The following is a 25,702-nucleotide window of genomic DNA, read 5'->3' as shown; positions in this document are numbered from 1 at the left end:
GCCTACATCCGTCGGCTACATCTCAAGGATGACGCCATGGCCCATCACCCCAGTGCGGTACGGCAATTGGTCCGGGCGACCGGCGCGCCCGGGCCGGTCGGCTTCCTAGCGTCGTGGCATCCGATCCAGAAGGGCCACCACGCCGATGCCGAACCCGCTGCCCCTGCCCCTCCCCCAGCCCCTGCCACCACCGCTCATCGAACTCCTCGATGTGAGCCGCCGCTACGGCAGCGGGCCGCCCGCACTGGAGGACGCGTCGCTGAGCGTGCGGGCCGGTGAGGCCGTCGCGATCCTCGGGCCGTCGGGCAGCGGCAAGTCCACCCTGCTGAACCTCATCGCCGGTCTGGACCGGCCGGACTCCGGGTCCGTCACCGTGGACGGGGTGCGGGTGGACCGGCTGGGCGAGGCCGGGGCGGCGCGGTACCGGCGGGCGAAGATCGGGATGGTCTTCCAGTTCTTCCATCTGCTGGACGATCTCTCGGTCGCCGACAACGTGGCGCTGCCCGCGCGGCTGGCGGGCCTAGGGCGACGCGACTCGCAGAACAGGGCGGCCGAACTGCTGGAGTCACTCGGCGTCGCCCGGCACGCCGGCGCCCATCCGAACCGGCTGTCCGGCGGCGAACGCCAACGGGTAGCCGTGGCAAGGGCGTTGATGAACCGTCCCCCGCTCCTCCTCGCCGACGAGCCGACCGGCGCGCTGGACTCCGCGTCCGGCGAGGAAGTAAGCCGCCTGCTAAGGGAGTTGAACACCGACGGCCAGACGATCGTCGTCGTCACACACGACACGGAGCTGGCGCGATCGTGCACGCGGCGCACGATCCGCCTCGTCGACGGCCGGATCACGTCCGACACCGCCAACCCCGTCGCGGATCCGGAGTCCGTCCGATGAGCGCGCTGAGCCGGGTGATCCGCTCGGGCATGGCCCGTCGCCGGGTACAGACGCTGGTGATCGGACTGGCCACGATGCTCGCTGTGACCGCGTCCGTCCTCGGCGGTGCGCTGCTCATGTCGTCCGAGGCACCGTTCGACAAGGCCTTCGACCGGCAGAACGGGGCGCAGTTGACGGCACAGTTCGACGCGAGGATGACTACGGCCGCCCAACTCGCTGACTCCGCAAAGGCGTTGGGAGTCACGGCAACGTCTGGCCCGTTCCCGACCGCGACCGTCACGCCGGGGTTCGACGGCCAGAGCGGCGCACCGCTCTCCGTTGCGGGCCGCTCGACACCCGGCGGCGAGATCGACAAGATGACGATGACCAAGGGCCGTTGGGTCAAGAGCCCCGGCGAGATCGTCCTCTCGGCGGATACCGGACCCGAGGGCCGGCTCGGCCGGAAACTGGAGTTCCCGGACCTGCCCGGCAGCCCGACACTGACGGTGGTCGGGGTGGCCCGCTCGGTCAGCCGTACCGCCGACGCCTGGGTACTGCCGTCGCAGATAGCCGAGTTGACCCTGTCCGGCAAGGTCACCGGCTACCAAATGCTCTACCGCTTCACCCACGCCGACACCTCGGCTCGGATGTCCCGGGACCGCGAGGCGATCACCGCGACGACACCCGCGAACTCACTCACGGGGGCGCAGTCCTGGCTCGGCGTGAAGAAGGTCGCCACACGGGAGACCGCCCTGTTCGTACCGTTCCTGGTCGCGTTCGGCGTGCTGGGCCTGGTCATGTCGGTACTGATCGTGGGCAACGTGGTCGCCGGCGCGGTGGCGACGGGCCGACGCCGCATCGGCATCCTCAAGGCCGTCGGTTGCACGCCGGGCCAGGTCGTACGGGCATGCGCGGGACAGGCCCTGATCCCGGCAGCAGTAGGGGCCGCACTGGGTACGGCCGCCGGTCATCTGCTCGCCGCCCCTGTCCTCTCCGACACCGCGGACGCCTACGGCACGGCCGGGCTCGGCGTCGAGTTGTGGGTCGATGTCGCGGTGATCGGCGGGGTGTTGGGCCTGGTCACACTCACCGCGTGCGCGAGCGCCTGGCGGGCGGGGCGGCTGCGTGCGGTCGACGCGCTGGCGGTCGGTCGGACGCCGGGGGTGGGGCGGTGGCGGCGGACAGCCCGACTCGCCGCCCGGCTGCCGGTGTCGCGGGCCGTTGGGCTGGGGCTGGCGCGGCCGTTCGCGCGGCCCGCGCGTGCCGTCGCGATGGTCGTCGCGGTGTTGTTCGGTGTCGCGGCCGTCATCTTCGCCGTCGGCCTGTCCTCGTCGTTGGGCGAGGTGATCGCGTCCAAGAACCACAACGCGGCCGACGTCACCGTCAGTTCAGCGGTCGGGCCGGGCCAGGCGGTCCGCCAGGGACAGCCGACCTCCGCCGATCCCACCCATTCCACCGATCCCGCCACCGTCGCCTCGATCACCGCCGCCATCGCCGCCCAACCCGGCACCCGCGCCTCCTACGGCAGCGCCACCACAGACGCGACCGTCTCGGGGATGAGCGGACCCGTCACCGTGACCGCGTTCGACGGTGACGCCTCCTGGGGCGGCTACACGATGGTCAGCGGGCGGTGGTTCACCGGGGCAGGCGAAGCCGTCGTGCCCAGCACCGTCCTCACCGCCACCGGAGCGAAGGTCGGCGACACCGTCACACTCACCGTGCGGGGCAAGGCAGTTGAGGTCCGGATCGTCGGCGAGGTATTCGACACCGGCCACGACGGCAGGACCGTCCTCACGGACGCGGCCACGCTCAAGCCCGCCGTACCCGGCCTCAACTCCACCACCCTGTACGTCGATCTGAAACCCGGCACAGACCTGCACGCGTATGTCACCGCGCTCAACACCGAGTTGAAGCCTCTGGGGGTCACCGCGAGCACCGGCAAGTCCTCGAACGGCAGCGGCACCGTCAACGTCCTCGACTCGCTCACCGCGCTGCTCACCCTGATGCTGGTGTGCGTCGCCGGGCTCGGTGTGCTGGGCGGGGTCGTCCTCGACACCCATGAGCGCGTCCACGATCTCGGCATCCACAAGGCGCTCGGCATGACACCCCGGCAGACCGTCACGATGGTCGTCACCTCGGTCGTCCTGCCCGGACTGGCCGGCGGCGCCCTCGGTGTGCCGCTGGGCCTGGCCGTGCACGGCGCGGTGATCCCCGCGATGGGCCACGCGGCGGGCCTACGGCTGCCCCGCTCCGTCATCGAGGTCTACGACGCCCAGGGCCTGGTCCTGCTCGGACTCGCCGGTGTCGGAGTCGCCGTACTCGGCTCCCTGCTGCCGGCCGGCTGGGCGGCACGCATCCGCACGGCGACCGCGCTCCGCGCCGAGTAGAGCCCAATGGATGCGCCGCGAGGGCACGCAACCCTCTCGCAACCTTGCCTGTGATGTGCTGGCCCACCCGCACCCCACCCGGCTCCCTGGGACGGCTGACATGGACGACACCACCCCGCGCGTCGAACTCACCTCCGCCGCGGCCGACCTGCTGCGCCAACTCCACGCACAGCACGGCCCGTTGATGTTCCACCAGTCCGGCGGCTGCTGTGACGGCAGTGCGCCCATGTGCTACCCGGAGGGCGAGTTCCGCACCGGCGGTTCGGACGTGCTGCTCGCCGAGCTGGTGGTCGAGGGCGTGCCGGAGCCCGTGACGTTCTGGATCTCGCGCAGTCAGAACGAGGTGTGGAGCCATACCCGGCTGATCGTGGACGTCGTAGCAGGGCGCGGCAGCGGTTTCTCGTTGGAAGCACCCGAGGGGGTGCGTTTTCTCACTCGTTCCCGTGTAGTCGGCGCCTAGCGGCCCCGCCGGTCATCGTCATCTGCTGCACTTCCCCTGAGACTTGAGAGAGTTGACGAGACATCAGGGGTTCCTGTGACGCACCGTCAAAAACGTTTAAGAGCAGGCAAATTCGTCCTCGCACAGCTCACGGCATTCGGCGCGCTGGCCGGTGCGGCCCTGGTCGGGGCGGCACCGGCCGACGCCGTCCCGGGCACCACGCGGCTCGCGCCCGGTGTCACCTACCGGCAGTTCGACATCACCGCGGCCAAGGGTGTGACCCACGCCCATGTGGTCGTCGTGGACCTGCGCAACACCCATGTGCGCGTCAACCTGCTGTACCCGGGCGCGGTGGCGGCCCGGGAGCCCGTCTCCCAGCTGGCCGACTCCGCGGGCGCCGTCGCGGGCGTCAACGGCGACTTCTTCAACATCAGCGAGACCCAGCACCCGGGCGTCGAGGCCACCGGCTCCACCGACGGACCCGCCATCGCCAGCGGCATCGCGCTCAAGGCGGCGGTGCCGGACGGCCAGCGCTTCGGGCCCGAGCTGCCGCCGGGCACGAACACCCGGAACGTGCTCGGTGTGGGGGTCGACCGCGTGGCCCGGCTGGACAGCCTCGCCCTCAGCGGGTCGGTCCATACCCCGCACGGGCGGCTGACGCTCGGCGGGTTCAATCAGTACGCGCTGCCGGAGAACTCCATCGGTGCGTTCACCACACAGTGGGGCAGCGTCTCCCGGGTGCGTGCCACATGTGGCACGGACACGAACCGGGCCGGCGCCTGTAGTGCCGACACCTATGAGGTGACGGTGCGCGGAGGCCGGGTCGTGTCGGAGTCCAACACCCCCGGCAGGGGTGCCATCGCCGCGGGCACCACCGTCCTCGTCGGACGCGAGGCGGGTGCGCAGCGGCTGCGGAAGCTGCACTCCGGCGAGCCGGTCCAGGTGAAGCACCGTCTCGTGGCGTCGAGGTCCGGAGTTCCGTACCGCTTCGCCCTCGGCGGCTACCCCGTCCTGCGCAACGGCCGACCGCCGGCCGGTCTCGACAACACGACCTCGGCCGTCCGCACCGCCGTGGGGATCGCGAACCACGGCCACCGTCTGCTGCTGTTCGCCACGGATGGCGCGGTCGCCTACCGCGGCGGCCTCACGATCGCCGAAGTCGCCACCCAGATGCGGGAGTTGGGCTCGGTCGACGCCTTCAGCCTGGACGGCGGCGGCTCGACGACCCTGGTTGCCCGCGCACCCGGCGCGAGCGCCGTCACGGTACGGAACCATCCCAGCGGCGGCGCCGAACGTCCCGTACCGAACGGTGTCGGAGTCTTCTCGACCAACTGATCAGTCAGCCGATCGACCGGCTGATCTCACGGATGCAGGCCGCTCACCAGATCCGCGGTGGCCGTCAGGCCGCTGTGGATCGTGGGCGCCATGCTGGTGCTCGCCATGAAGAACCCGAGCAGTGCGCAGACCAGCGCGTGGGAGAGCTTCAGCCCGCCGCTGCGCATGAAGATCACCGCAAGGATCAGGAGCAGCAGCACCACAGAGATGGAAATCGCCATCGTCACCCTCCTCCGCCACGCCGCCATGTCTGGTTCACGGCGTTCGGCCGCAAGTGTGGCGTAGCGGAGGGTTCGTCCGGGCTACTGACGTGTCCCCCGAACGGGTGTCACACAGACCGGCGCGCGTCCAGGAACGCTTCCAGCCCGGCCAGGTCGTCGGTGTTGAGGAAGTCCACACCTGCGGTGAACAGTTCGTCCCACAGCGCGTCACGGGCCGGGCCCGCCACGTCCGGGGTGTTCCAGAACCGCACGGTCTGCTCGTGGGCGTGCGCCTGCGCGACGATCGAGCGCAGTTTCCGCCGTTCGGCGTCGGGGAAGGGGCCGGTGCCGAGCCAGGTGAAGTTGGCCTGCCAGTCGTCGCTGATGAGCGAGATGAAGGAGGCGGGCGCCGGGCTGCCGAGGTCGGCGAGCCGGCCGTCGTAGAAGGCACGTCGTACGGTCTGTGCCTCCATGGGGACACGGGCCGCGCGGTCGCCGGAGATGACGTTGGTGATGGCGCCGGGGTGGACGCGTCCGTGGGCGTAGGTCGTGAACAGGTGCTTGTAGCGCTGGAGATGGCGGTCGAGTTCGAGGTACGTCGAGGAACCCTCGGTCTTGATGTCGATCAGGAGTTGCAGCGGATGGCGCCAACCCCGGTACACCGAGCCGTGGTTGGCCTTCACGAGGGCGGCGAGCGGGTCGAGGTAGAGGGATTCGAGTGTGCGGCTCGGATCGAGTTCGGACGCGGAGTGACCGATGAGGAGTTGGTCGCCGACGAGGAAGATGTCGGCCTCGACGCTGCCGAAGCGGTGGTCGAGGGCGTCGAAGAGCGGGCGCGGGTGCTCGTAGTCGTTGTGGGCGTGGGCGCGCCACAACGGCCGCTCGCGGTGCCCTTGTTCGCCGGCGAACGCGCTGCCGGCGGGCGGCGCGAGGACTGCCGCGACGGTGGCGCCGAGCGCGGTGAGGGCTCTGCGACGGGTGATGAGGGCCATGGTGTTCCTCCCTGTGGGGCGGGTTCGAACCACAGGGAGTATGAGGCGGTGAGCACGCCAACGAACCTGTACATGCCAGGAGTTGGCCGGACCGCCCTCGCTTGTTCACTCCTTCGGCGGGGGCGCACGGAAAAGCCCGCCCCAGGTGGGACGGGCTTCACCGAAGGGACGACCGGTGGTCAGGGAGCGCTCAGATCGACCAGTTCCGCCAGCGCCTCGCGATGGGCGCCCGCCGTGCCGTAGGCGATCGAGTCGGCCTTGGCCCGCTTCAGGTAGAGGTGGGCCGGGTGCTCCCACGTCATGCCGATGCCGCCGTGCAACTGGACGGCCTCCTCGGCCGCGTGGACGGCGACGGACGCCGCGTAGGCCTGCGCGACGGCCACCGCCACATCGGTGTCGTCACCGGTCGTGAGGGCGTCGGCCGCGTTGCGCGCGGCGGCCCGCAGGCTGACGACCTCCAGCCACAACTGCGCGAGCCGGTGCTTCAGCGCCTGGAACCCGCCGACCGGCCGGTTGAACTGCTTGCGCTCCTTCAGGTACCGGACCGTCTCCGTCAACGTCCAGTCGGCAAGGCCCAGTTGCTCGGACGCGAGCAGCCCGGCCCCGGCCCGCAGAGCACGTCGTACGGCGGGTTCGACGTCCCCGATCCGACGCCCCGCGGCCCCGTCGAACACCACCCGCGCCAACGGCCGGGTCAGGTCGAGGGACACCTGCGGTACGACGGTCACGGCGCCCGCGTCGACGGCGTACAGCCCGCCGTCCTCGCCCGGCACCAGCAGCACATCGGCGGCGGCAGCGTCCGCGATGCCGGTCAACTCCCCGTACAGGGAGCCGTTTTCCTGCCGTACGACCTTGTGGGCGCCGCCCGGTGCGACGCCCAGGGAGACGGCGAGGACGCCGATCTTCCGCCCGGAAGCCAGCTCGGCGAGCAGGTCGTCCGCATCGCACGCGAGGAGTGCCTCGGTGGCGACGACCGCGCTCGTGAGGTACGGGACGGGGGCGACCGCGCGGCCCAACTCCTCCAGGACGACGGCGACTTCGCGGTGCGTGGCGCCCTGGCCGCCCTGTGCCTCGGGCACCAGGAGGCCGGCCAGGCCCATGCCGTCGGCGAGGGACTTCCAGAGGGACAGGTCGTGCGGGGCGTCCGACTCGGTGCGCACGATGACGCTCGCCGCGTCGCAGTGGTCGGTGAGCAGGTCCCGGACGGCGGCGCGCAGCGCCTCTTCCTCCTCCGAGTAGAGAAGATCTGTCATCGGGAGAGGTCCTTCCACGCGACGTTCTTGTCGGTGCGCGGCTCGGCCGGGAGGCCCAGGACGCGCTCGGCGACGATGTTCAGGAGGACCTCGCTGGTCCCGCCCTCGATGCTGTTGCCCTTGGAGCGGAGGTAGCGGTAGCCGGCGTCGCGGCCGGTGAAGTCCACCAGTTCCGGACGCCGCATGGTCCAGTCGTCGTACAACAGGCCTTCCTCGCCCCGGAGTTCGACCTCCAGGCCGCTGATCTCCTGGTTGAGGCGGGCGAAGGCGAGCTTCATGCCGGAGCCCTCGTGGCCTGGCTGGCCCGCGACGAGCTGTTGGCGCAGCCGCTCGCCGGAGAGGCGGGCGACCTCGGCCTCGACCCAGAGCTTGAGGAGGCGCTGGTGGAGGTCGTGGGTGCGCAACTCCGGGCGTTCGCGCCAGGTCTGGCTGATCGGGCCGATCATGCCGCCCTCGCGCGGGATGCGCATGCCTCCGATGGAGACGCGCTCGTTCATCAGCGTGGTCTGCGCGACCCGCCAGCCGTCGCCGATCTCGCCGAGGCGATGGGCGTCCGGGATACGGACGTTGGTGAGGAAGACCTCGTTGAACTCGGCCTCGCCGGTGATCTGGCGCAGCGGCCTGACCTCGACGCCGGGGTCGGTCATGTCGCAGATGAAGTAGGTGATGCCAGCGTGCTTGGGGACGTCCGGGTCGGTGCGCGCGATGAGGATGGCCCAGCGGGCGAGGTGGGCGCTGGACGTCCACACCTTCTGCCCGTTGACGACCCACTCGTCGCCCTCACGCACCGCGCGCGTGCCGAGCGCGGCCAGGTCGGACCCGGCGCCCGGCTCACTGAAGAGCTGGCACCAGACCTCCTCGCCGACCCAAAGCGGCCTGAGGAAGCGCTGCTTCTGCTCCTCGGTGCCGAAGCGGAGGACGGTCGGCGCGGCCATACCCAGGCCGATGCCGATCCGGCGCGGGTCGTTGTCGGGAGCGCCCGCCGACTCCAACTCGGCGTCCACGACGGCCTGGAGAGCGCGCGGGGCACCCAGTCCGCCGAGGCCCTCGGGATAGTGCACCCAGGCGAGCCCGGCGTCGAAGCGTGCCTTGAGGAAGTCGAGCTGGTCGGTCTCCAGCGGTGGGTGCGCGGCCAGCAACTCCTGGGTGCGGCGGCGCAGTTCGGCCGCGGCCGAGTCCGCTCCCGTGGTCTCTTCGCTCATACGGCGGCTCCGTTCTCCAAGGACGGTACGACGACGACCCGGCCGGTGGTGACACCGTCGCCGACCCGCTGCACGGCGGCGGCCGCACCGGCCAGTGGGACGCGCTCGCTCACCAGCGGCTTGATGGCGCCGCGCGCGGCCAGGTCGGTCAACCGCTCGTGGCAGTCGAGGATCAGCTTCGGGTTCTTGATGGCGTACAGGCCCCAATGCAGGCCCAGGATCGAGTAGTTCTTCACCAGGGCGTGATTGAGGCCGGGGCTCGGGATCGTGCCGCTCGCGAAGCCCACGACCACGATCCGGCCCTCGAAGGCGACTACCTTCGTGGACTGCGTGTAGGCGTCGCCGCCGACCGGGTCGAAGATCACGTCGGCACCGCGTCCGCCGGTGGCCTCCTTGACGGCCGCGACGACGTCCTCGGTACGCCGGTCGATCACGACGTCGCAGCCCAACTCCCGTGCCACGACCGCCTTTTCGGCACCGCCGACGACACCGATGACGGTGGCACCGGCTGCCTTGCCGAGCTGTACGGCCGCGCTGCCGACCCCGCCGGCGGCGGCGTGCACGAGGAGGGTCTCGCCTGCCTCCAGGTGGGCGCGCTGGTGGAGGGCGAACCAGCCCGTCTGGTAGCCGATGTGGAGGGCGGCGGCCTCGGCGTCGTCCAGGGAGTCGGGGGCGGGCAGCATGGCGGCGGCGTCCGCGACCGCGTACTCGGCGAAACCGCCGTACGGCAGTGCGGGGTTGGCGATCACCCGGCGGCCGTCCTCGGTCTCGCCGCAGATCTCGACGCCGGGGGTGAACGGGAGCGGGGGCTTTACCTGGTAGTGGCCTCGGCACATCAGGACGTCCGGGAAGTTGATGTTCGCGGCGCGCACCTTGAGCAGGACCTGGCCCGCACCGGGTGTCGGCTGCTGCACCTCCTCCAGGCGCATCGCCTCACTCGGCTCGCCGTTCTGGTGCACTTGCCATGCCTGCATGCGGGGCCTCCACGGGACTGCTCTGTCTGACCGGGGTCGATTGCATACTAAGCGGTCGCTTGCCCATCAGGGAAGCGTTGGGTTCGTCACGGGCCGGTGGGTGCGGGTCGTTCTTTGACCGCAGGCCGGCGGGGGCTGGTCGCGCCCACGCGGCGGAGCCGCAAATCGATACAGCCCCGCGCCCCTTTCGGGGCGCTTCTACTGGGCCTTCTTGGGGCGTGCCCGGACGTGCATGCGCTCCCCCTGTGGGCCGAACAGGCTCAGGAACTCCGCGGGACCCTCCCCCGTGGACCCGAACCAGTGCGGCACCCGGGTGTCGAACTCGACGGCCTCCCCCGTCGCGAGCACGACGTCGTGTTCGGCGAGCACGAGCCGGAGCCGGCCGGACATCACGTAGAGCCACTCGTAGCCCTCGTGCGTGCGCAGGTCGGGTTCCTCCTTGCGCTGCGGGACCAGAACCTTGAAGGCCTGGAGTCCGCCCGGCTGACGGGTGAGGGGCCAGTAGGTGCGGCCGTGCCGCTGGATCGGCTCGGACCGGACCCGGGGATCGCTCACAGCCGGCGTCCCCACCAGCTCGTCCAACGGCACCTGATGGGCCCGTGCGATCGGCAGCAGCAGTTCCAGGCTGGGCTTGCGGAGGCCGGACTCCAGGCGGGAGAGCGTGCTCACCGAGATGCCGGTCGTCTCCGAGAGCCCGGCGAGGGTCGCGCCCCGCTCCTTCCGGATCCGCCGCAGTCGCGGGCCGACCTCCGCCAGAACCTCGTCCGTGTCGTCGTTCATGACCGATATTGCAGTTTCGGCAAACACGTTTGTCAATACGGCAGCGATGGGGCGACCTTCGGGGGTGGAGGTGGTCACCGTGACCGAGACACGTACCGGAACCTACGAAGTGGTCGTCATCGGCGGCGGAACGGCGGGGCTCTCCGCCGCGCTGGTCCTGGGCCGGTCCCGGCGCCGCACACTGGTCGTCGACGCCGGCGAGCCGCGCAACACGCCCGCCGCGCACATGCAGGGCTACCTGACCCGGGACGGCATGTCACCCGCCGAGTTCCTCGCCCTGGGCCGCGAGGAGATCGCGCGCTACGGCGTCGACCTGGTCCGGGACCGCGCGGTGGACGTCACGAAGGGCGAGGACTTCGCCGTGGCGCTTGCCGGTGGGGAGACCGTGCACGCGCGGCGGATCGTCGTCGCCACCGGGCTCAAGGACGAGCTGCCCGCCGTCCCCGGAGTCGCCGAGCGCTTCGGGCGGGACGTGATCCACTGCCCGTACTGCCACGGCTGGGAGGTCCGTGACCAGGCCTTCGGGGTGCTCGCGACGACGGCGATGAGCGTGCACCAGGCGCTGATCGTCTCCCAGTGGTCCAAGGACGTGACCCTGTTCCTGCACACGGTCGCCGAGTCCGAGCTGACGGACGACGACCTGCGGAGGCTGGCCGCGGCCGGGGTCGCCGTCGTGCCGGGTGGGGTCGCGGAACTGGTCGTCGACGACGATCGGCTCACCGGCGTCCGCCTCACGGACGGCACCACGCACCCCCGCGAGGCCCTGTTCGTGGCCCCGCGGGCCGTCCCGCAGACCGGGCTCCTGGAGAAGCTGGGCGCCGAGCTTCAGGAGACCCCGTTCGGCGCGTACCCCGTGGTCGATCCGACGGGGCTGACGACCGTGCCCGGGGTGTGGGCCGTGGGCAACGCGATGGGCTTCGCGGAGCAGGTGGTGAACGCGGCCTCCGCCGGGTACCGGGCCGGCGCCACGATCAACGGCGAGCTGCTCATGAGCGATCTCGACGCGGCCGTCCGGGTGTAGACCGCCCGGCTCCGTTGCACGATGGCTGCATGCTGCTGACCCGGCTCGCGCATGTGTCCCAGGAGGTCGCCGCCACCTCGGCGCGGTCCCGGAAGATCGCCCTGCTCGCGGAGCTCTTCCGGGACGCGGCGCCGGATGACGTCCCGATCGTCATCCCCTACCTGGCGGGACGCCTGCCACAGGGGCGACTCGGCATCGGCTGGAAGGTGCTGAGTCGGCAGGTCGACCCGGCTCCCGAACCCACCCTCACCGTGCGCGAGGTGGACGCCCGGCTCACCGACCTCGGCAAGGTGTCGGGGGCCGGTTCGCAGGCCGAACGCGCCCGCCTGGTGGGTGAGTTGATGGGTGCGGCCACCGCCGACGAGCAGCGTTTCCTGTTCGGGCTGATCACCGGTGAGGTCCGGCAGGGAGCACTGGACGCGGTGGCCGTGGAGGGGCTGGCCGAGGCAACTGGCGCGCCCGCGACGGGTGTTCGGCGGGCCGTGATGCTGGCGGGTTCGCTCCAGACGGTGGCCGAGGCCCTCCTCGCGGACGGGCCCACCTCCCTCGACCGCTTCCGGCTGACCGTGGGCCGCCCGGTCCTGCCGATGCTCGCGCACAGCGCTTCGTCCGTCGCGGAGGCGGTCGAGAAGCTGGGCGGTTGCGCGGTCGAGGAGAAGCTCGACGGCATCCGCGTCCAGGTCCACCGCGACGGCGATGTCGTACGGCTCTACACCCGCACCCTCGACGAAATCACCGACCGCCTGCCCGAACTCACCGCCGCCGCGCTGGAGTTGAGAGGCGAGCGGTTCATCCTGGACGGTGAGGTCATCTCCTTCGACGAGGACGGGCGGCCCCGTTCCTTCCAGGAGACGGCGGGTCGGGTCGGCTCCCGGGTGGACGTGGCCGCGGCCGCCGAGACCGTCCCCGTCTCCCCCGTGTTCTTCGACGTGCTGTCCGTCGACGGCCGCGATCTGCTCGACCTGCCGTTCGCCGAACGGCACGCGGAACTGGCCCAGTTGGTGCCCGAGCCGATGCGCGTCCGCCGAACTCTCGTGTCCGGCCCGGAGGATGTCCCGGCGGCGGAGGCCTTCCTCGCCGAGACCCTGAAGCGCGGCCACGAGGGGGTCGTGGCCAAAGGCCTTGACGCTCCGTACAACGCGGGCCGCAGGGGCGCCTCTTGGCTGAAGGTGAAGCCCGTCCACACCCTGGACCTGGTCGTCCTGGCCGCCGAGTGGGGACACGGCCGCCGCACCGGCAAACTCTCCAACCTCCATCTGGGCGCCCGGAGTTCGGACGGTTCCTTCGTGATGCTCGGCAAGACCTTCAAGGGGATGACCGACGCCCTGCTGGCCTGGCAGACCGAGCGACTCCAGGAGCTGGCCGTGGAGAGCGACGGCCACGTGGTGACCGTACGGCCCGAACTCGTCGTAGAGATCGCGTATGACGGACTACAGAAGTCGACCCGCTATCCGGCCGGTGTCACGCTGCGCTTCGCGCGGGTCGTGCGGTATCGGGAGGACAAGCGGGCGGAGGAGGCGGACTCGGTGGAGACGTTGTTGGCGGCGCATCCGGAGGTGAAGCCGTGAGGGGGGACGCGAGGGGGAAGCGGAGCGCCGGGCTGTTGTTGTTCCGGCACACCGATCGTGGGCTGGAGGTGTTGCTCGGCCATATGGGTGGCCCGTTCTTCGCGCGCCGGGACGCGGGGGCGTGGAGTGTGCCGAAGGGTGAGTACGAGCCCGACGAGACCGCCTGGGACGCGGCCCGGCGCGAGTTCCAGGAGGAGCTGGGGCTCGTGCCGCCCGAGGGTGAGGCGATCGAGCTGGGTGAGGTGCGGCAGAGCAACGGGAAGGTCGTCACCGCGTGGGCGATCGAGGCGGATCTGGACCCGGCGGCCATGGTTCCCGGCACTTTCCGGATGGAGTGGCCGCCGAAGTCGGGGCAGGTCCAGGAGTTCCCGGAGCTGGACCGGGTGGAGTGGCTGAGCCTCGAACGGGCGCGGGAGGTCGTCGTCACAGCGCAGGCCACGTTTCTCGACCGGCTGACGGAGCACTCGGACTGAGCGCGCGACGTGTGTACGCGTTGCGGTCACCCGTGCCACGCGGGAAGGTCGAAGCACAGCCCGCTCCAGGAGGTCAGCCATGCCCATCGCGACGGTCAACCCGGCGAACGGCGAGACGCTCAAGACGTACGAGGCCATGGGTGCCGAGGAGATCGAGCGCCGGCTCCAGCTCGCGGAGGCCACGTTCCGCACGTACCGGACGTCCGCCTTCGCCGAGCGCGCCCGGCTCATGCACCGGGCCGCCGACCTGCTCGACGAGGACCAGCAGGACATCGGCCGGATCATGACCACGGAGATGGGCAAGCCGGTCAAGCAGGCCCGCGCGGAGGCGGCCAAGTGCGCGAAGTCGATGCGCTGGTACGCCGACCACGCCGAGGAACTCCTCGCCGACGAACAGCCCGCCGCGGCTGACATCAAGGACTCCGGCGGTTCACGGGCCCTGGTGCGGTACCGGCCGCTGGGCCCGGTGCTCGCGGTGATGCCGTGGAACTTCCCGCTGTGGCAGGTGATCCGCTTCGCCGCGCCCGCGCTGATGGCGGGCAACGTCGGCCTGCTCAAGCACGCGTCGAACGTCCCGCAGACCGCCCTCTACCTGGAGGACCTGTTCCACCGCGCGGGCTTCCCGGAGGGCGCCTTCCAGACCCTGCTGGTCGGTTCCGGCGCGATCGAGGAGATCCTGCGCGACGAGCGGGTCAAGGCCGCCACCCTCACCGGCAGCGAACCCGCCGGGCGCGCGGTCGCCTCCGTCGCCGGGGACATGGTCAAGAAGACGGTGCTGGAACTGGGCGGCAGCGACCCCTACGTCGTCATGCCGTCCGCCGACATCGAGCGGGCCGCGCGGATCGCGGTGACCGCGCGGGTGCAGAACAACGGGCAGTCGTGCATCGCCGCCAAGCGGTTCATCGTGCACGCGGATGTCTTCGACGCGTTCGCCGAGCGGTTCGTGGCCGGGATGAAGGCGCTCACGGTCGGTGATCCGCTGGAGGAGGAGACCGAGGTCGGACCGGTCGCGAGCGAGCAGGGCCGCAGCGATCTGGAGGAGCTCGTCGACGACGCGGTGGAGAGCGGGGCGACCGTGCTGTGCGGGGGTGAGCGGCCGGACGGGCCCGGCTGGTTCTACCCGCCGACCGTCCTCACCGACATCACCCGCGAGATGCGCATCCACCGCGAGGAGACGTTCGGGCCCGTCGCCACGCTGTACCGGGTCGCCGACCTCGACGAGGCCGTCCTCCTCGCCAACGACACGCCGTTCGGGCTGAGTTCCAACGTGTGGACGCGGGACGAGGCGGAGGTCGAGCGGTTCGTACGGGACCTGGAGGCGGGTGGGGTGTTCTTCAACGGGATGACCGCGTCGCATCCGGCGTTCCCGTTCGGCGGGGTGAAGCGGTCCGGGTACGGGCGGGAGTTGTCGGGGCACGGAATCCGCGAGTTCTGCAACATCACCACGGTATGGCACGGAGCGTGAGCGTTCCGCGGCTACGATCCCCTCTGTGAACCGCGAAGTGACTCTGCCTCTGATCGTCGACGACCGCGGGACCTTGCAGGTGGCTGCCGCGGATGTCAGCAAGCTTTTGCGTACCGTGGGTGGGCGGTGGCTGCACCTTGTCGAGGCCGGTGAGGAGGGGCTTGATGAGGACACGGTGGCCGCGTTGACGATCGAGCTGGCGAAGTTGGCTGATCGGATTGACGTCGCGTGTATCGCGCACAGCAGTGGGGGCGCGTCGTAGTTTTGCGGGTGCGGGCTCGTTGTGGCTGGTCGCGCAGTTCCCCGCGCCCCTAGGAAGTTGCGCCTAGCGTGTTCCAGAAGCTTGCCTCGTAGTACTTGAGCAGGCGGCTGTAACGCCGCACCAGTTCGTCGTCGACCTGTCCCGCACGCATCGCTGCCGCTGCTTTCTCGTCCAGCTCCGGCGCTGGCTCTGCGAAGAAATCGAAGAAGCCGCAAGCCTCGTCCGTGAAGGCGTAGTCCTCGCGCAACGCAGAGGCGATTGTTGAGCAATAGCCGCCCCATTCCGCGAAGTTGGATGTCAGGGCCAGTACTACGTCTGTTGGATTGGCGTTGAGGGCGAGCCAGGCTACGTAGGCCGGATAGGACTGGCAGCCGGGCAAGGGTTCGTGGTCAGCCGGGTTTCGCTCACGCCGCAGGCCTCCGCGAACGCGATCAGCCGCTCCCCTGCCATTGCCTCGCCCGCCGCCAGGAACTCGAAGAAATCCGATGCCTCCGGGGTGGCCGTCCCGCGTTGCGCCAGATGCAGGAAAGCGCGGCGGTCGGCCGGGATCACCCGGTGTTGTTCCAGGGCCAGGGTTGCGAGGGTTTCCCGGGGTGCGGCACCGGTCTCGATCCGGGCTACCAAAGGGTTGGTGGTCATCGCGTCCTTCTTCGGCCGGGGTCCGGATACTGATCCGACCTTTACACAGGGTCCCTGAATTGGAGTAGTCCACCGAGAGATCGTCGCCCTCAAGGGTGATCGTGGGTGCACCACCCTCTGAGGTGAACCACCTTCTGACCGGCGGGCGAAGGCCTTCCGGAAGGCGAAAGCAGGGACGGTTCATGGCGACTTTGTGCAAGCCCTCGGTGTCGGTTCCCGAGTACGTGATCACGATGGAGGAGACGCTGGAGCTGGCGCGCTCCCGTCACGCGGACCACCCCAACCTGCCGCTGGCCCTCCGGCTGATCGAGAACACCGGTGTGCGCACCCGGCACATCGTGCAGCCCATCGAGGAGACCCTGAAGCACCCCGGGTTCGAGGACCGCAACCGGATCTACACGGCCGAGGCGAAGGCCCGGGTCCCGTCGGTCGTGCAGCGCGCGCTCGACGAGGCGGAGCTCCTCACCACCGACATCGACGTGATCATCTACGTCTCGTGCACGGGCTTCATGATGCCCTCGCTCACGGCGTGGCTGATCAACGAGATGGCGTTCGACGCCACCACCCGCCAGATCCCCATCGCCCAGCTGGGCTGCGCGGCCGGCGGCGCGGCCATCAACCGGGCGCACGACTTCTGCACGGCCTACCCGGACGCCAACGCGCTCATCGTCGCCTGCGAGTTCTGCTCGCTGTGCTACCAGCCGACCGACCTCGGCATCGGTTCCCTGCTCTCCAACGGCCTGTTCGGCGACGGCATCGCCGCGGCGGTGGTGCGCGGGCGCGGCGGCACGGGCATCCAGCTGGAGCGCAACGGGTCGTACCTGATCCCCAAGACCGAAGAGTGGATCATGTACGACGTCCGGGCCACCGGGTTCCACTTCCTGCTGGACAAGCGAGTGCCGGCCACCATGGAGCCCCTCGCGCCGGCGCTCCAGGACCTCGCGGGACTGCACGGCTGGGACGCGGCCGACCTGGACTTCTACATAGTCCACGCGGGCGGGCCCCGAATACTCGACGACCTGAGCAAGTTCCTCCAGGTCGACCCGCACGCGTTCCGGTTCAGCCGGGCCACCCTCACCGAGTACGGCAACATCGCCAGCGCCGTCGTCCTGGACGCGCTGCGCCGGCTCTTCGACGAGGGCGGCGCCGAAGACCGGGCACGTGGACTGCTCGCCGGGTTCGGACCCGGTATCACCGCCGAGATGGCCCTGGGCCGCTGGCACAACGACGACCGAGAGACGGCTTGAGTACGTGACTGAAGAGACGCTCACCGAGACCCTGCCCCCGGTCCGGCCCTGGCCGGCCCTCGACCTGACCGGGGTGGACTTCGACCCGGTCCTCGCCAAGCTGATGCGGGAGGGTCCGGTCAACCGGATCAAGCTGCCCAACGGCGAGGGCTGGGCGTGGCTGATCACCCGGCACGACGACGTGCGGATGGTCACCAACGATCCCCGGTTCAGCCGCGAGGCGGTGATGGACCAGCCGGTGACCCGGCTCGCCCCGCACTTCATCCCGGCGCGTGGCGCGGTCGGGTTCCTCGACCCGCCGGACCACACCCGGCTACGGCGCTCGGTCGCCCCGGCGTTCACGGCGCGCGGGGTGGAGCGGGTGCGGGAGCAGTCCCGGCTGCTGCTCGACGAGTTGATCGACGAGCTGCTTGAGAACGGGCCGCCCGCGGACCTCACCGAGACCGTGCTGAGCCCCTTCCCGATCGCGGTCATCTGCGAGCTGATGGGGGTGCCGGCGGCCGACCGGCACGGCATGCACACCTGGACCCAGCTCATCCTGTCCTCCTCGCACGGCGCCAAGGTCAGCGAGCAGGCGAAGCAGGAAATGGGCGCCTACTTCGGCGACCTCATCGGTCTGCGGGAGGGCGGCGACGGCGAGGACGTCGCCTCACTGCTCGGTGCCGCCGTGGGCCGGGAGGAGATCACGCTGGAGGAGGCGGTGGGGCTCGCGGTGCTGTTGCAGATCGGCGGCGAGGCGGTCACCAACAACAGCGGGCAGATGTTCTACCTGCTGCTGACCCGCCCGGATCTCGTCGAACGGCTGCGCGCCGAACCGGAGTTGAGGCCCCAGGCCATCGACGAGCTGCTGCGCTACATCCCGCACCGCAACGCGGTCGGCCTGTCCCGGATCGCCATGGAGGACGTGGAGATCCGCGGGGTGCGGATGCGGGCGGGCGACCCGGTGTACGTGTCGTACCTGGCCGCGAACCGGGACCCGGACGTGTTCCCGGACCCGGACCGGATCGACTTCACGCGCAGCCCCAACCCGCACGTCTCCTTCGGCTTCGGACCGCACTTCTGCCCCGGCAACATGCTGGCGCGGCTGGAGTCCGAGCTGCTGGTGGACGCGCTGCTGGACCGGTTGCCCGGGCTGCGGCTCGCGGTACCGGCCGATGAAGTCCCGTTCAAGAAGGGCGCGTTGATCCGCGGGCCCGAGGCACTGCCGGTGACGTGGTGAGGTGCCGATGACGGCGACGGAGGGGTTGCTGGTGCCGCCGGGTCACGGCCGGGTCGTCCAGACACCCGCGCAGCACGTGACGTTCAAGGTGACCGGCTCGCACTCCCGGACCGCGTCGACCTTCGAGGTGGTGGTGCCTCCGGGGTTCGATGTCGGGGCCCATGTGCACACCCGTAGCGAGGAGTTGTTCTACGTGCTCGAAGGCGAGCTGGATGTCCTCGCCTTCGAGCCGCGGATCAGGACCCCTGACAACTGGCAGCGGTGGGAATCGAGTTCGGGCACGCGGGTGGTACGGGCGACACCGGGCACGGTGATCGTCGTGCCGCCCGGATGTCCGCACGCGTTCTCGAACCCTACGGAGACGGCGGCGAAGATGTTCTTCCAGGCGTCTCCGCCACCGGATCATGAGCGGTATTTCGAGGAGCTGTTGGAGATTCTCGGGGGTGGGGGGCCGCCGGATCATGCGGCCATCGAGGAGTTGCGGGGACGGTACGACATCGAGCAGCTGACGCCCCTCAAGCACCGGTGACCCTTCGACGCGGGCGGTAATCGGGTTGATCGGCGGCGAGAGGGTCGGCTAAGAACAGGCCATGCTACGAGGAACCAGGATCGGGCTCCGAGCCCGGCACGAGTCGGATGTCCCGGTCCTGCACGCCGAGTTGTACGACGACGTGGCGACGAGATCGCGGGTGGACTCACGCCCCTGGCGCCCTCTCTCACCGGGCGCCGAGGCCTCACCCTTCGCGGTCACCGAACCCGACGACGACGCCGCCCCCTTCGCTGTCGTCTCCCTCGACAACGACGAGTTGGCGGGGACCGCGGGGCTGTGGGGCATCGACACCCACAACAGGAGCGCCCACCTGGGCATGTCCCTGCGGCCGGGTTTCCGCGGCCGCGGACTCGCCGTCGACGTCGTCACCGTGCTGTGCACCTACGGCTTCACCGTCCGCGGACTGCACCGGCTCCAGTTGGAGACCCTGGCCGACAACACGCCGATGATCCGGGCCGCCTCCCACGCCGGGTTCGTCCAGGAGGGGAGGCTCCGCCGTGCGGCGTGGGTCAACGGCGAGTTCGTCGACGAGGTGATCCTCGGGTTGCTGGCCGAGGACTGGCACGGCTGACCCGGTGAACATCCGCGCCCCCAAAGGGGCGCGGGGAACTGCGCGCTCAGCCCCCACCGCGCCCGCACCCGAAACTCAACGAATCGGCATCCCCGACAGCGTCCTCGCGATCACCAGCCGCTGAATCTCACTCGTGCCCTCGAAGATCGTGTAGATCGCGGCGTCACGGTGCATCCGCTCAACCGGATACTCACGGGTGTAGCCATTCCCGCCCAGGATCTGAATCGCCTGCCCGGTGACCTTCTTCGCCGTCTCGCTCGCGAACAGCTTCGACATCGATCCCTCGGCCGCCGTGAACTGCTTGCCGTTGACGGCCATCCAGGACGCCCGCCACACCAGCAGCCGCGCCGCGTCGATGGACGTACGCATGTCGGCGAGCTGGAAGGCGACACCCTGGTTGTCGATGATCGGGCGGCCGAACTGCTCGCGGGTCATCGCGTAGTCGAGGGCGACCTCGTACGCGGCCCGGGCCGTGCCCACCGCCATCGCGCCGACCGCGGGGCGGGACGCCTCGAACGTGGCCATCGCCGCGTTCTTCACGCGCTCGCCGCCGCCGGCCTTCGCGCGCTCACGGGCGCGGGCGAGCCGCTCGTCGAGCTTCTCCTTGCCGCCGAGCAGGCAGGAACCGGGGATGCGGACGTCCTCCAGGACGACCTCGGCGGTGTGCGAGGCGCGGATGCCGTGCTTCTTGAACTTCTGCCCCTGGGACAGGCCCGGCGTGCCCGACGGGACGATGAAGGAGGCGTGGCCCTTGGAGCCGAGGTCCGCGTCGACGACCGCGACGACGACGTGGACGTTGGCGATACCGCCGTTGGTCGCCCAGGTCTTGGTGCCGTTGAGCACCCACTCGTCCTTGGCCTCGTCGTACACGGCACGCGTGCGCATGGAGGCCACGTCGGAACCGGCGTCGGGCTCGGAGGAGCAGAAGGCGGCGACCTTGACGTCGTTGGCGTCGCCGTACATCTGGGGAATCCAGGTGCCGATCTGTTCCTCGGTGCCGTTGGCGAGGACGCCGACCGCGGCGAGACCGGTGCCGACTATGGAGAGGGCTATGCCCGCGTCGCCCCAGAACAGTTCCTCCATGGCCATCGGGATGCCGAGGCCGGTGGGGTCGAAGTACTGCTGGGCGTAGAAGTCCAGGGAGTAGATGCCGACCTTCGCGGCCTCCTGGATGACCGGCCAGGGAGTCTCCTCACGCTCGTCCCATTCGGCGGCGGCGGGGCGGATGACGTCGGCGGCGAAGCCGTGCAGCCAGTCCCGCACCTCCTTCTGTTCGTCGTTGAGTTCCATGGTGAACTCGGCCATGACTCCTCCAGCAGCGCACTAGCATGTTACTTGCGGTAACGACAGAGTCTGTTACCGACGGGTAGGAAAAGTCAACTCCCGATGACCACTCGGCAGCCCGTTCGAGGCGTTGGGGCTATTGAGTGTTAGTTTGCGCAGGCGTCACCGATTCAGCACGGGTGGGGAGAGATCATGGACACCACGCAGCGGACCGATCAGCAGAGGTCCGCCGACCGCCGACGGCGCGAGTTGTTGGAGGCCGCGGACAGAGTGGTGCTGCGTGATGGTCCGCAGGCCTCGATGAACGCGATCGCCGCGGAAGCGGGTATTACGAAGCCGATTCTGTACCGGCACTTCGGGGACAAGGGTGGACTGTACGCGGCCCTTGCCAAGCGGCATACGGATGCCCTGTTGTCTTCGTTGCGGGCGGCGTTGGATGCGCCCGCTGAGCGTCGGGAGCGGGTTGAGGCCACGCTCGACACGTACCTTGCCGCGATCGAGGCTCTTCCTCAGGTGTATCGGTTCCTGATGCATCCCGTGGAGGGTGGGCAGACTGCGGATCAGGGGTTCGACACCGGGAATCACTCTGTTCCGCTGCTCCGGCGTATGGGCGAGGAGTTGGCTCAGGTCATCGAGGAGCGGGTGGATCTCGGGCCCAACAGTCAGCAGCTGGCTCGGGTGTGGGGGCATGGGATTGTCGGGATGATGCACGCGGCCGGGGACTGGTGGCTGGGTGAACGGCCTTGTTCCCGGGCTGAGTTGGTGCGGAGTCTGGCCGATCTGTTGTGGGGGCGGTTGGCTGCCGCCGGGGACAAGGTCGGTGGGCCGGGGTTTTAGGGGTCGTATGTCGGCTGCGAGTGCGTGGGGGCTGGTCGCGCCCGCGCGGCGGAGCCGCAGATCGAGACAGGTCCGCGGCCCTAAAAAGCCTCGCCGCACCGGTGCCGAGAGGTGGTCGCGCGCCTAAAAGCGTCATCCCCGCCGGTGCCAAGAAGCCCGAGCCACCTGTCGCGTCAAGCGTTTTTGGCGCCAGCCCGTCAGGTGGTCCGCGTATACCCGGCCCTCCACGTGGTCGTGCTCGTGTTGAAGGCAGCGAGCGAACCAACCCGTGCCGTGCACGGTGATCGGGTCCCCGGTCACCGTGAAGCCCTCGATCACGGCATGGTCGTAGCGCTCCGTCCCCGCCTCCAGGCCCGGTAGGGAAAGGCAGCCCTCCGGGCCTCTCAACACCACACCGTCCGTCTCCACCAGGCGTGGGTTGACCACATGGCCGAGGTGGCGGGTGTCCTCGTCGTCGGGGCAGTCGTAGACGAACACCCTTAGGGACTCGCCTACTTGGTTCGCGGCGAGGCCCACCCCCTGGGCCGCGTACATCGTCGCGAACAAGTCCTCTACGAGGCGGGCGAGTTCGGGGCCGAAGTTCGTGACCTCCTCGCACGGGGCATGCAGGAGGGGGTCGCCGAGCAGGGTGAGGGGACGGACTCGCCCGTGGGCGCCCGGGATGGAGCCGTATCGCATGGGCGCAAGGGTACGGTTCTCTACGGCGCACGCCCGCCGCGAGGGGTTCGCGGTGCCGCGGTTCGGGCACCGATAAGGATCTCGATAGGCTGAGGTCCACACCACGTTGCCGGAGGCAGAGGCGCGGCGCGTACGCAAGGAGGATCGAGAACTGATGGCAGGCAACTCGGACCCGCTCACGCCGCGGGCCAAGCTGGCCGTGACGGCGGGCAAGGCGGTCGCGGCGGCATCGCGTGCTGCGGGGCGGGGCAGCGGATCGGTGATCGGCGGCCGAGTGGCACTCAAACTCGACCCCGACCTGCTCGCCCGGCTCGCACAGAACCTGGACGTGACGCTCGTCTCGGCCACCAACGGCAAGACCACGACGACGCGTTTGATCGCCGAGGCCCTCGGGGCCGCCGGTGAGGTCGTCTCGAACGCGCTCGGCGCCAACATGCCCGCCGGCATCACCTCGGCGCTGGCCGGTGGCTCGGACGCCAAGTTCGGTGTCATCGAGGTCGACGAGAAGTACCTCGCCGGCGTCGCCCGTGACACCGACCCCAAGTGCATCGCCCTGCTCAACCTCTCCCGCGACCAGTTGGACCGCGCGGCCGAGACCCGCATGCTCGCGGAGAACTGGCGTGAGGGGCTTGCCGGTTCGAAGGCCGTCGTCGTCGCCAATGCCGACGACCCGTTGGTCGTGTGGGCCGCTTCCTCCTCCCCCAACGTGATCTGGGTCGCCGCCGGACAGATGTGGAAGGACGACGCCTGGTCCTGCCCGTCCTGCGGTGGCGTGATGCAGCGGCCGGGCGACGACTGGTTCTGCGGCGAGTGCGGATTCCGTCGGCCGACGCCGAGTTGGGCGCTGTCCGGGGATCATGTTCTCGATCCGCACGGCTCCGCCTGGCCGATCCATCTTCAGCTGCCGGGGCGCGCCAACAAGGCCAACGCCGCGTCCTCCGCCGCGGTCGCCGCCGTCTTCGGGGTGCCGCCGCAGGTCGCCCTGGAGCGCATGTACCGGGTGCAGGCCGTCGCCGGACGCTATGACGTCGTCCAGTTCATGCAGCGCGACCTGCGCCTGCTGCTGGCGAAGAACCCGGCGGGCTGGCTCGAAACGTTCAGCCTGATCGATCCGCCGCCGACCCCGGTGATCCTCTCGGTGAACGCGCGCGGCGCCGACGGCACCGACACCTCGTGGCTCTGGGACGTCGACTACACCCGACTGACCGGCCACCCCATCTTCGTCGTGGGCGACCGCAAGCTGGACCTCGCGGTCCGCCTGGAAGTGGCCAACCAGCACTTCCAGGTCTGCGACAACCTCGACCAGGCCGTGCAGCAGGCGCCGCCCGGCCGGATCGAGGTCATCGCGAACTACACCGCGTTCCAGGACCTGCGCCGCCGCGTCGGCAACTGAGACTCAGAGGACGAATTGACCATGAGCGACAACCAGCTGCGTCTGGTGTGGATCTACCCGGACCTGCTGAGCACCTACGGCGACCAGGGCAACGCCCTTGTCGTGGAACGCCGGGCACGGCAGCGCGGCCTCGACGTGGCCCGGATGGACGTGCGCAGCGACCAGCCCATCCCGACCTCGGGCGACATCTACCTCATCGGCGGCGGCGAGGACCGCCCGCAGCGCCTCGCGGCGGAGCGCCTGCGCCGTGACGGCGGCCTGCACCGGGCGGTCGGCAACGGCGCGATCGTCTTCTCGGTGTGCGCCGGCTACCAGATCCTCGGCCACGAGTTCATCAACGACCTCGGCCAGCGCGAGCCCGGCCTCGGCCTGCTCGACGTGGTATCGACGCGCGGCGAGGGCGAGCGGTGCGTCGGTGACGTCCTCGGCGACATCGACGCCCGCCTGGGCCTGCCCCAGCTGACCGGCTTCGAGAACCACCAGGGCGTCACCCATCTCGGCCCCACCGCCCGCCCGTTCGCCCAGGTGCGGCTCGGCAAGGGCAACGGCACGGGCGACGGCACGGAGGGCGCGTACAACGACACGGTGTTCGGTACGTACATGCACGGGCCCGTGCTCGCCCGCAACCCGCTGATCGCGGACCTGCTGCTGAAGCTGGCCCTCGATGTGAACGCGCTGCCGCCGATCGACGACCGCTGGTACGAGGCGCTCCGCAACGAGCGCATCAGCGCAGCTCAGCAACCTGCCTGAACCAGGTCCGAGGGCGGGTGTCCATCTCCTCGTCGGATACCGGCAACCAGCCCGTCTGACGGCTCGTCCGCGCAGGTGAGCGGGGTCGTCCAGCAGGCGGACGCACGCTACGACCCCGCCCCCTTCTGCCGCTAGGGTGGCGGGGTTCATACCGGACAACGTGGTCCGGTCCCGGTCCACGTCGAGAAGGTTCTTTCGGGTTATGCGCATTGGTGTCCTCACGTCCGGCGGCGACTGCCCCGGCCTGAACGCCGTCATCCGGTCCGTCGTGCACCGCGCCGTCGTCGACCACGGCGACGAGGTCATCGGCTTCCGGGACGGCTGGAAAGGCCTCCTGGAGTGCGACTACCTCAAGCTCGACCTGGACGCGGTGAGCGGCATCCTCGCTCGCGGCGGCACCATCCTCGGCTCCTCCCGCGTCCAGCCCTCCCAGCTCCGGGACGGTGTCGAGCGGGCCCGGGGCCATGTCGAGGAACTCGGCCTCGACGCGATCATCCCGATCGGCGGCGAGGGCACGCTCAAGGCGGCCAAGCTGATGTACGACGCCGGTCTCCCGGTCGTCGGCGTCCCCAAGACCATCGACAACGACATCGCGGTCACGGACGTCACCTTCGGCTTCGACACGGCCGTCGGTGTCGCGACCGAGGCGCTCGACCGGCTCAAGACCACCGCCGAGTCCCACCAGCGCGTCCTCGTCGTGGAGGTCATGGGCCGCCACACCGGCTGGATCGCGCTCCACTCCGGCATGGCGGCCGGCGCGCACGCCATCGTCGTACCTGAACGGCCCTTCGACATCGAGGAGTTGGCGGCTCGGGTCGGCGAACGCTTCGAAGCGGGCAAGAGGTTCGCGATAGTGGTCGCTGCGGAGGGCGCCAAGCCCCGTGCGGGGTCCATGGACTTCGACGAGGGCAAGAAGGACGTCTACGGGCACGAGCGTTTCGCGGGGATCGCACGGCAGCTGTCCATCGAGCTGGAGGAACGGCTCGGCAAGGAAGCGCGGCCGGTGATTCTCGGGCATGTGCAGCGTGGGGGTACTCCGACCGCGTACGACCGGGTGCTTGCCACTCGGTTTGGGTGGCATGCGGTGGAGGCCGCGCATCGGGGGGAGTTCGGGAAGATGACCGCGCTTCGGGGGACCGACATTGTGATGGTGTCGTTGGCGGATGCGGTGGAGACTCTGAAGACCGTGCCTGCTGATCGGTATGAAGAGGCTGAGTGCGTGCTCTGAGCGTTCTCAGGTAGTTCGTCGAGTGCGGGCCGTGGGGGCTGGTCGCGCCCACGCGGCGGAGCCGCAGATGTCACAGCCCCGCGCCCC

At 70.0% G+C, this 25,702-nt stretch carries 27 protein-coding genes; 17 read left to right on the top strand and 10 right to left on the bottom strand.

Features of this window, described 5'->3' with window-relative positions; genetic code table 11:
* Nucleotides 1-145 precede the first annotated feature (145 nt).
* From OG194_RS40755 to OG194_RS40740, 4 genes are all read left to right on the top strand, one after another.
* Nucleotides 146-889: an ABC transporter ATP-binding protein gene (locus OG194_RS40755; RefSeq protein WP_442811702.1), complete on the top strand. Its 744-nt coding sequence runs from the start codon at nucleotides 146-148 to the stop codon at nucleotides 887-889.
* Nucleotides 886-3,255 carry an FtsX-like permease family protein gene (locus OG194_RS40750; RefSeq protein ID WP_327405734.1) on the top strand — a complete coding sequence of 790 codons (2,370 nt, stop codon included), beginning with the start codon at nucleotides 886-888 and terminating at the stop codon, nucleotides 3,253-3,255. Before OG194_RS40755 ends, OG194_RS40750 begins: the two co-directional genes overlap by 4 nt.
* A 100-nt stretch (nucleotides 3,256-3,355) precedes the next feature.
* Nucleotides 3,356-3,715 (top strand): DUF779 domain-containing protein, encoded by a 360-nt coding sequence (locus tag OG194_RS40745; RefSeq protein WP_327405733.1) that lies wholly within the window; start codon nucleotides 3,356-3,358, stop codon nucleotides 3,713-3,715.
* 75 nt (nucleotides 3,716-3,790) lie between these two features.
* Entirely contained in the window at nucleotides 3,791-5,029 is a 1,239-nt protein-coding gene (locus OG194_RS40740) for a phosphodiester glycosidase family protein (RefSeq protein ID WP_327405732.1), read from the top strand.
* A 26-nt stretch (nucleotides 5,030-5,055) separates the two neighbouring features.
* On the opposite strand, the gene OG194_RS40735 is transcribed toward OG194_RS40740, so the two are convergent.
* The 6 genes from OG194_RS40735 to OG194_RS40710 all read right to left on the bottom strand — a co-directional run bounded on the left by OG194_RS40735 (nucleotide 5,056) and on the right by OG194_RS40710 (nucleotide 10,430).
* The gene (locus tag OG194_RS40735; protein WP_026150825.1) at nucleotides 5,056-5,250 is read right to left on the bottom strand and encodes a hypothetical protein; all 195 of its coding nucleotides are present in this window, start codon (nucleotides 5,248-5,250) and stop codon (nucleotides 5,056-5,058) included.
* 107 nt (nucleotides 5,251-5,357) lie between these two features.
* Nucleotides 5,358-6,221, bottom strand: coding sequence for a phosphatidylinositol-specific phospholipase C/glycerophosphodiester phosphodiesterase family protein (locus OG194_RS40730; protein WP_327405731.1), 864 nt, complete (start codon nucleotides 6,219-6,221; stop codon nucleotides 5,358-5,360).
* 179 nt (nucleotides 6,222-6,400) lie between these two features.
* Nucleotides 6,401-7,474: an acyl-CoA dehydrogenase family protein gene (locus OG194_RS40725; protein ID WP_327405730.1), complete on the bottom strand. Its 1,074-nt coding sequence runs from the start codon at nucleotides 7,472-7,474 to the stop codon at nucleotides 6,401-6,403.
* Complete coding sequence (locus OG194_RS40720) at nucleotides 7,471-8,676, bottom strand: acyl-CoA dehydrogenase family protein (protein ID WP_327405729.1); 1,206 nt, start codon at nucleotides 8,674-8,676, stop codon at nucleotides 7,471-7,473. The genes OG194_RS40725 and OG194_RS40720 overlap by 4 nt, the downstream gene beginning before the upstream one ends.
* On the bottom strand, nucleotides 8,673-9,650 hold the full coding sequence (locus OG194_RS40715; protein WP_327405728.1) for an NADPH:quinone oxidoreductase family protein: 978 nt from the start codon (nucleotides 9,648-9,650) through the stop codon (nucleotides 8,673-8,675). The genes OG194_RS40720 and OG194_RS40715 overlap by 4 nt, the downstream gene beginning before the upstream one ends.
* Before the next feature lie 198 nt (nucleotides 9,651-9,848).
* Nucleotides 9,849-10,430, bottom strand: a complete 582-nt coding sequence (locus tag OG194_RS40710) for a helix-turn-helix domain-containing protein (protein WP_327405727.1) — start codon at nucleotides 10,428-10,430, stop codon at nucleotides 9,849-9,851.
* A gap of 46 nt (nucleotides 10,431-10,476) precedes the next feature.
* On the opposite strand from OG194_RS40710, the gene OG194_RS40705 reads away from it, so the two are divergent.
* The 5 genes from OG194_RS40705 (at nucleotide 10,477) to OG194_RS40685 (ending at nucleotide 15,219) form a co-directional block, all read left to right on the top strand.
* Complete coding sequence (locus OG194_RS40705) at nucleotides 10,477-11,451, top strand: NAD(P)/FAD-dependent oxidoreductase (protein WP_327405726.1); 975 nt, start codon at nucleotides 10,477-10,479, stop codon at nucleotides 11,449-11,451.
* A 29-nt stretch (nucleotides 11,452-11,480) separates the two neighbouring features.
* On the top strand, nucleotides 11,481-13,019 hold the full coding sequence (locus tag OG194_RS40700; RefSeq protein WP_327405725.1) for an ATP-dependent DNA ligase: 1,539 nt from the start codon (nucleotides 11,481-11,483) through the stop codon (nucleotides 13,017-13,019).
* The gene (locus OG194_RS40695; protein WP_327405724.1) at nucleotides 13,016-13,492 is read left to right on the top strand and encodes an NUDIX domain-containing protein; all 477 of its coding nucleotides are present in this window, start codon (nucleotides 13,016-13,018) and stop codon (nucleotides 13,490-13,492) included. Before OG194_RS40700 ends, OG194_RS40695 begins: the two co-directional genes overlap by 4 nt.
* Before the next feature lie 79 nt (nucleotides 13,493-13,571).
* Nucleotides 13,572-14,957 (top strand): NADP-dependent succinic semialdehyde dehydrogenase, encoded by a 1,386-nt coding sequence (locus OG194_RS40690; protein ID WP_327405723.1) that lies wholly within the window; start codon nucleotides 13,572-13,574, stop codon nucleotides 14,955-14,957.
* A gap of 25 nt (nucleotides 14,958-14,982) precedes the next feature.
* Nucleotides 14,983-15,219 carry a DUF6213 family protein gene (locus OG194_RS40685; protein ID WP_059198358.1) on the top strand — a complete coding sequence of 79 codons (237 nt, stop codon included), beginning with the start codon at nucleotides 14,983-14,985 and terminating at the stop codon, nucleotides 15,217-15,219.
* Nucleotides 15,220-15,268: 49 nt separating this feature from the next.
* On the opposite strand, the gene OG194_RS40680 is transcribed toward OG194_RS40685, so the two are convergent.
* On the bottom strand, nucleotides 15,269-15,598 hold the full coding sequence (locus OG194_RS40680) for a hypothetical protein (RefSeq protein ID WP_327405722.1): 330 nt from the start codon (nucleotides 15,596-15,598) through the stop codon (nucleotides 15,269-15,271).
* Nucleotides 15,565-15,858: a hypothetical protein gene (locus OG194_RS40675; protein WP_327405721.1), complete on the bottom strand. Its 294-nt coding sequence runs from the start codon at nucleotides 15,856-15,858 to the stop codon at nucleotides 15,565-15,567. Before OG194_RS40675 ends, OG194_RS40680 begins: the two co-directional genes overlap by 34 nt.
* A gap of 182 nt (nucleotides 15,859-16,040) precedes the next feature.
* Here OG194_RS40675 and OG194_RS40670 point away from each other — a divergent pair, with 182 nt between their 5' ends.
* From OG194_RS40670 to OG194_RS40655, 4 genes are all read left to right on the top strand, one after another.
* The gene (locus OG194_RS40670; protein WP_327405720.1) at nucleotides 16,041-17,105 is read left to right on the top strand and encodes a type III polyketide synthase; all 1,065 of its coding nucleotides are present in this window, start codon (nucleotides 16,041-16,043) and stop codon (nucleotides 17,103-17,105) included.
* Between the two features lie 4 nt (nucleotides 17,106-17,109).
* Entirely contained in the window at nucleotides 17,110-18,324 is a 1,215-nt protein-coding gene (locus OG194_RS40665) for a cytochrome P450 (protein WP_327405719.1), read from the top strand.
* 7 nt (nucleotides 18,325-18,331) lie between these two features.
* A complete protein-coding gene (locus tag OG194_RS40660) occupies nucleotides 18,332-18,853 on the top strand; it encodes a cupin domain-containing protein (protein WP_327405718.1) in 522 nt (173 codons plus the stop codon).
* A 61-nt stretch (nucleotides 18,854-18,914) separates the two neighbouring features.
* Nucleotides 18,915-19,445 (top strand): GNAT family N-acetyltransferase, encoded by a 531-nt coding sequence (locus tag OG194_RS40655; protein WP_327405717.1) that lies wholly within the window; start codon nucleotides 18,915-18,917, stop codon nucleotides 19,443-19,445.
* 75 nt (nucleotides 19,446-19,520) lie between these two features.
* On the opposite strand, the gene OG194_RS40650 is transcribed toward OG194_RS40655, so the two are convergent.
* Entirely contained in the window at nucleotides 19,521-20,750 is a 1,230-nt protein-coding gene (locus OG194_RS40650) for an acyl-CoA dehydrogenase family protein (protein ID WP_033278259.1), read from the bottom strand.
* A 171-nt stretch (nucleotides 20,751-20,921) separates the two neighbouring features.
* Between OG194_RS40650 and OG194_RS40645 the strand changes: the two genes are divergently transcribed.
* Nucleotides 20,922-21,566 (top strand): TetR family transcriptional regulator, encoded by a 645-nt coding sequence (locus tag OG194_RS40645; protein ID WP_019070916.1) that lies wholly within the window; start codon nucleotides 20,922-20,924, stop codon nucleotides 21,564-21,566.
* Between the two features lie 132 nt (nucleotides 21,567-21,698).
* Here the strand turns inward: OG194_RS40645 and def are convergent, their stop codons facing one another.
* A complete protein-coding gene (def, locus tag OG194_RS40640; protein ID WP_327405716.1) occupies nucleotides 21,699-22,244 on the bottom strand; it encodes a peptide deformylase in 546 nt (181 codons plus the stop codon).
* Between the two features lie 154 nt (nucleotides 22,245-22,398).
* Here def and OG194_RS40635 point away from each other — a divergent pair, with 154 nt between their 5' ends.
* The 3 genes from OG194_RS40635 (at nucleotide 22,399) to OG194_RS40625 (ending at nucleotide 25,615) form a co-directional block, all read left to right on the top strand.
* On the top strand, nucleotides 22,399-23,637 hold the full coding sequence (locus OG194_RS40635; protein WP_327405715.1) for a Mur ligase family protein: 1,239 nt from the start codon (nucleotides 22,399-22,401) through the stop codon (nucleotides 23,635-23,637).
* Nucleotides 23,638-23,658: 21 nt separating this feature from the next.
* The gene (locus OG194_RS40630) at nucleotides 23,659-24,387 is read left to right on the top strand and encodes a type 1 glutamine amidotransferase (protein ID WP_327405714.1); all 729 of its coding nucleotides are present in this window, start codon (nucleotides 23,659-23,661) and stop codon (nucleotides 24,385-24,387) included.
* 202 nt (nucleotides 24,388-24,589) lie between these two features.
* On the top strand, nucleotides 24,590-25,615 hold the full coding sequence (locus OG194_RS40625) for a 6-phosphofructokinase (RefSeq protein ID WP_019059555.1): 1,026 nt from the start codon (nucleotides 24,590-24,592) through the stop codon (nucleotides 25,613-25,615).
* Nucleotides 25,616-25,702 lie beyond the last annotated feature (87 nt).

The organism is Streptomyces sp. NBC_01288 (assembly GCF_035982055.1).
Lineage (GTDB): Bacteria > Actinomycetota > Actinomycetes > Streptomycetales > Streptomycetaceae > Streptomyces.
This window is presented reverse-complemented; position numbering and strand designations above follow the sequence as displayed.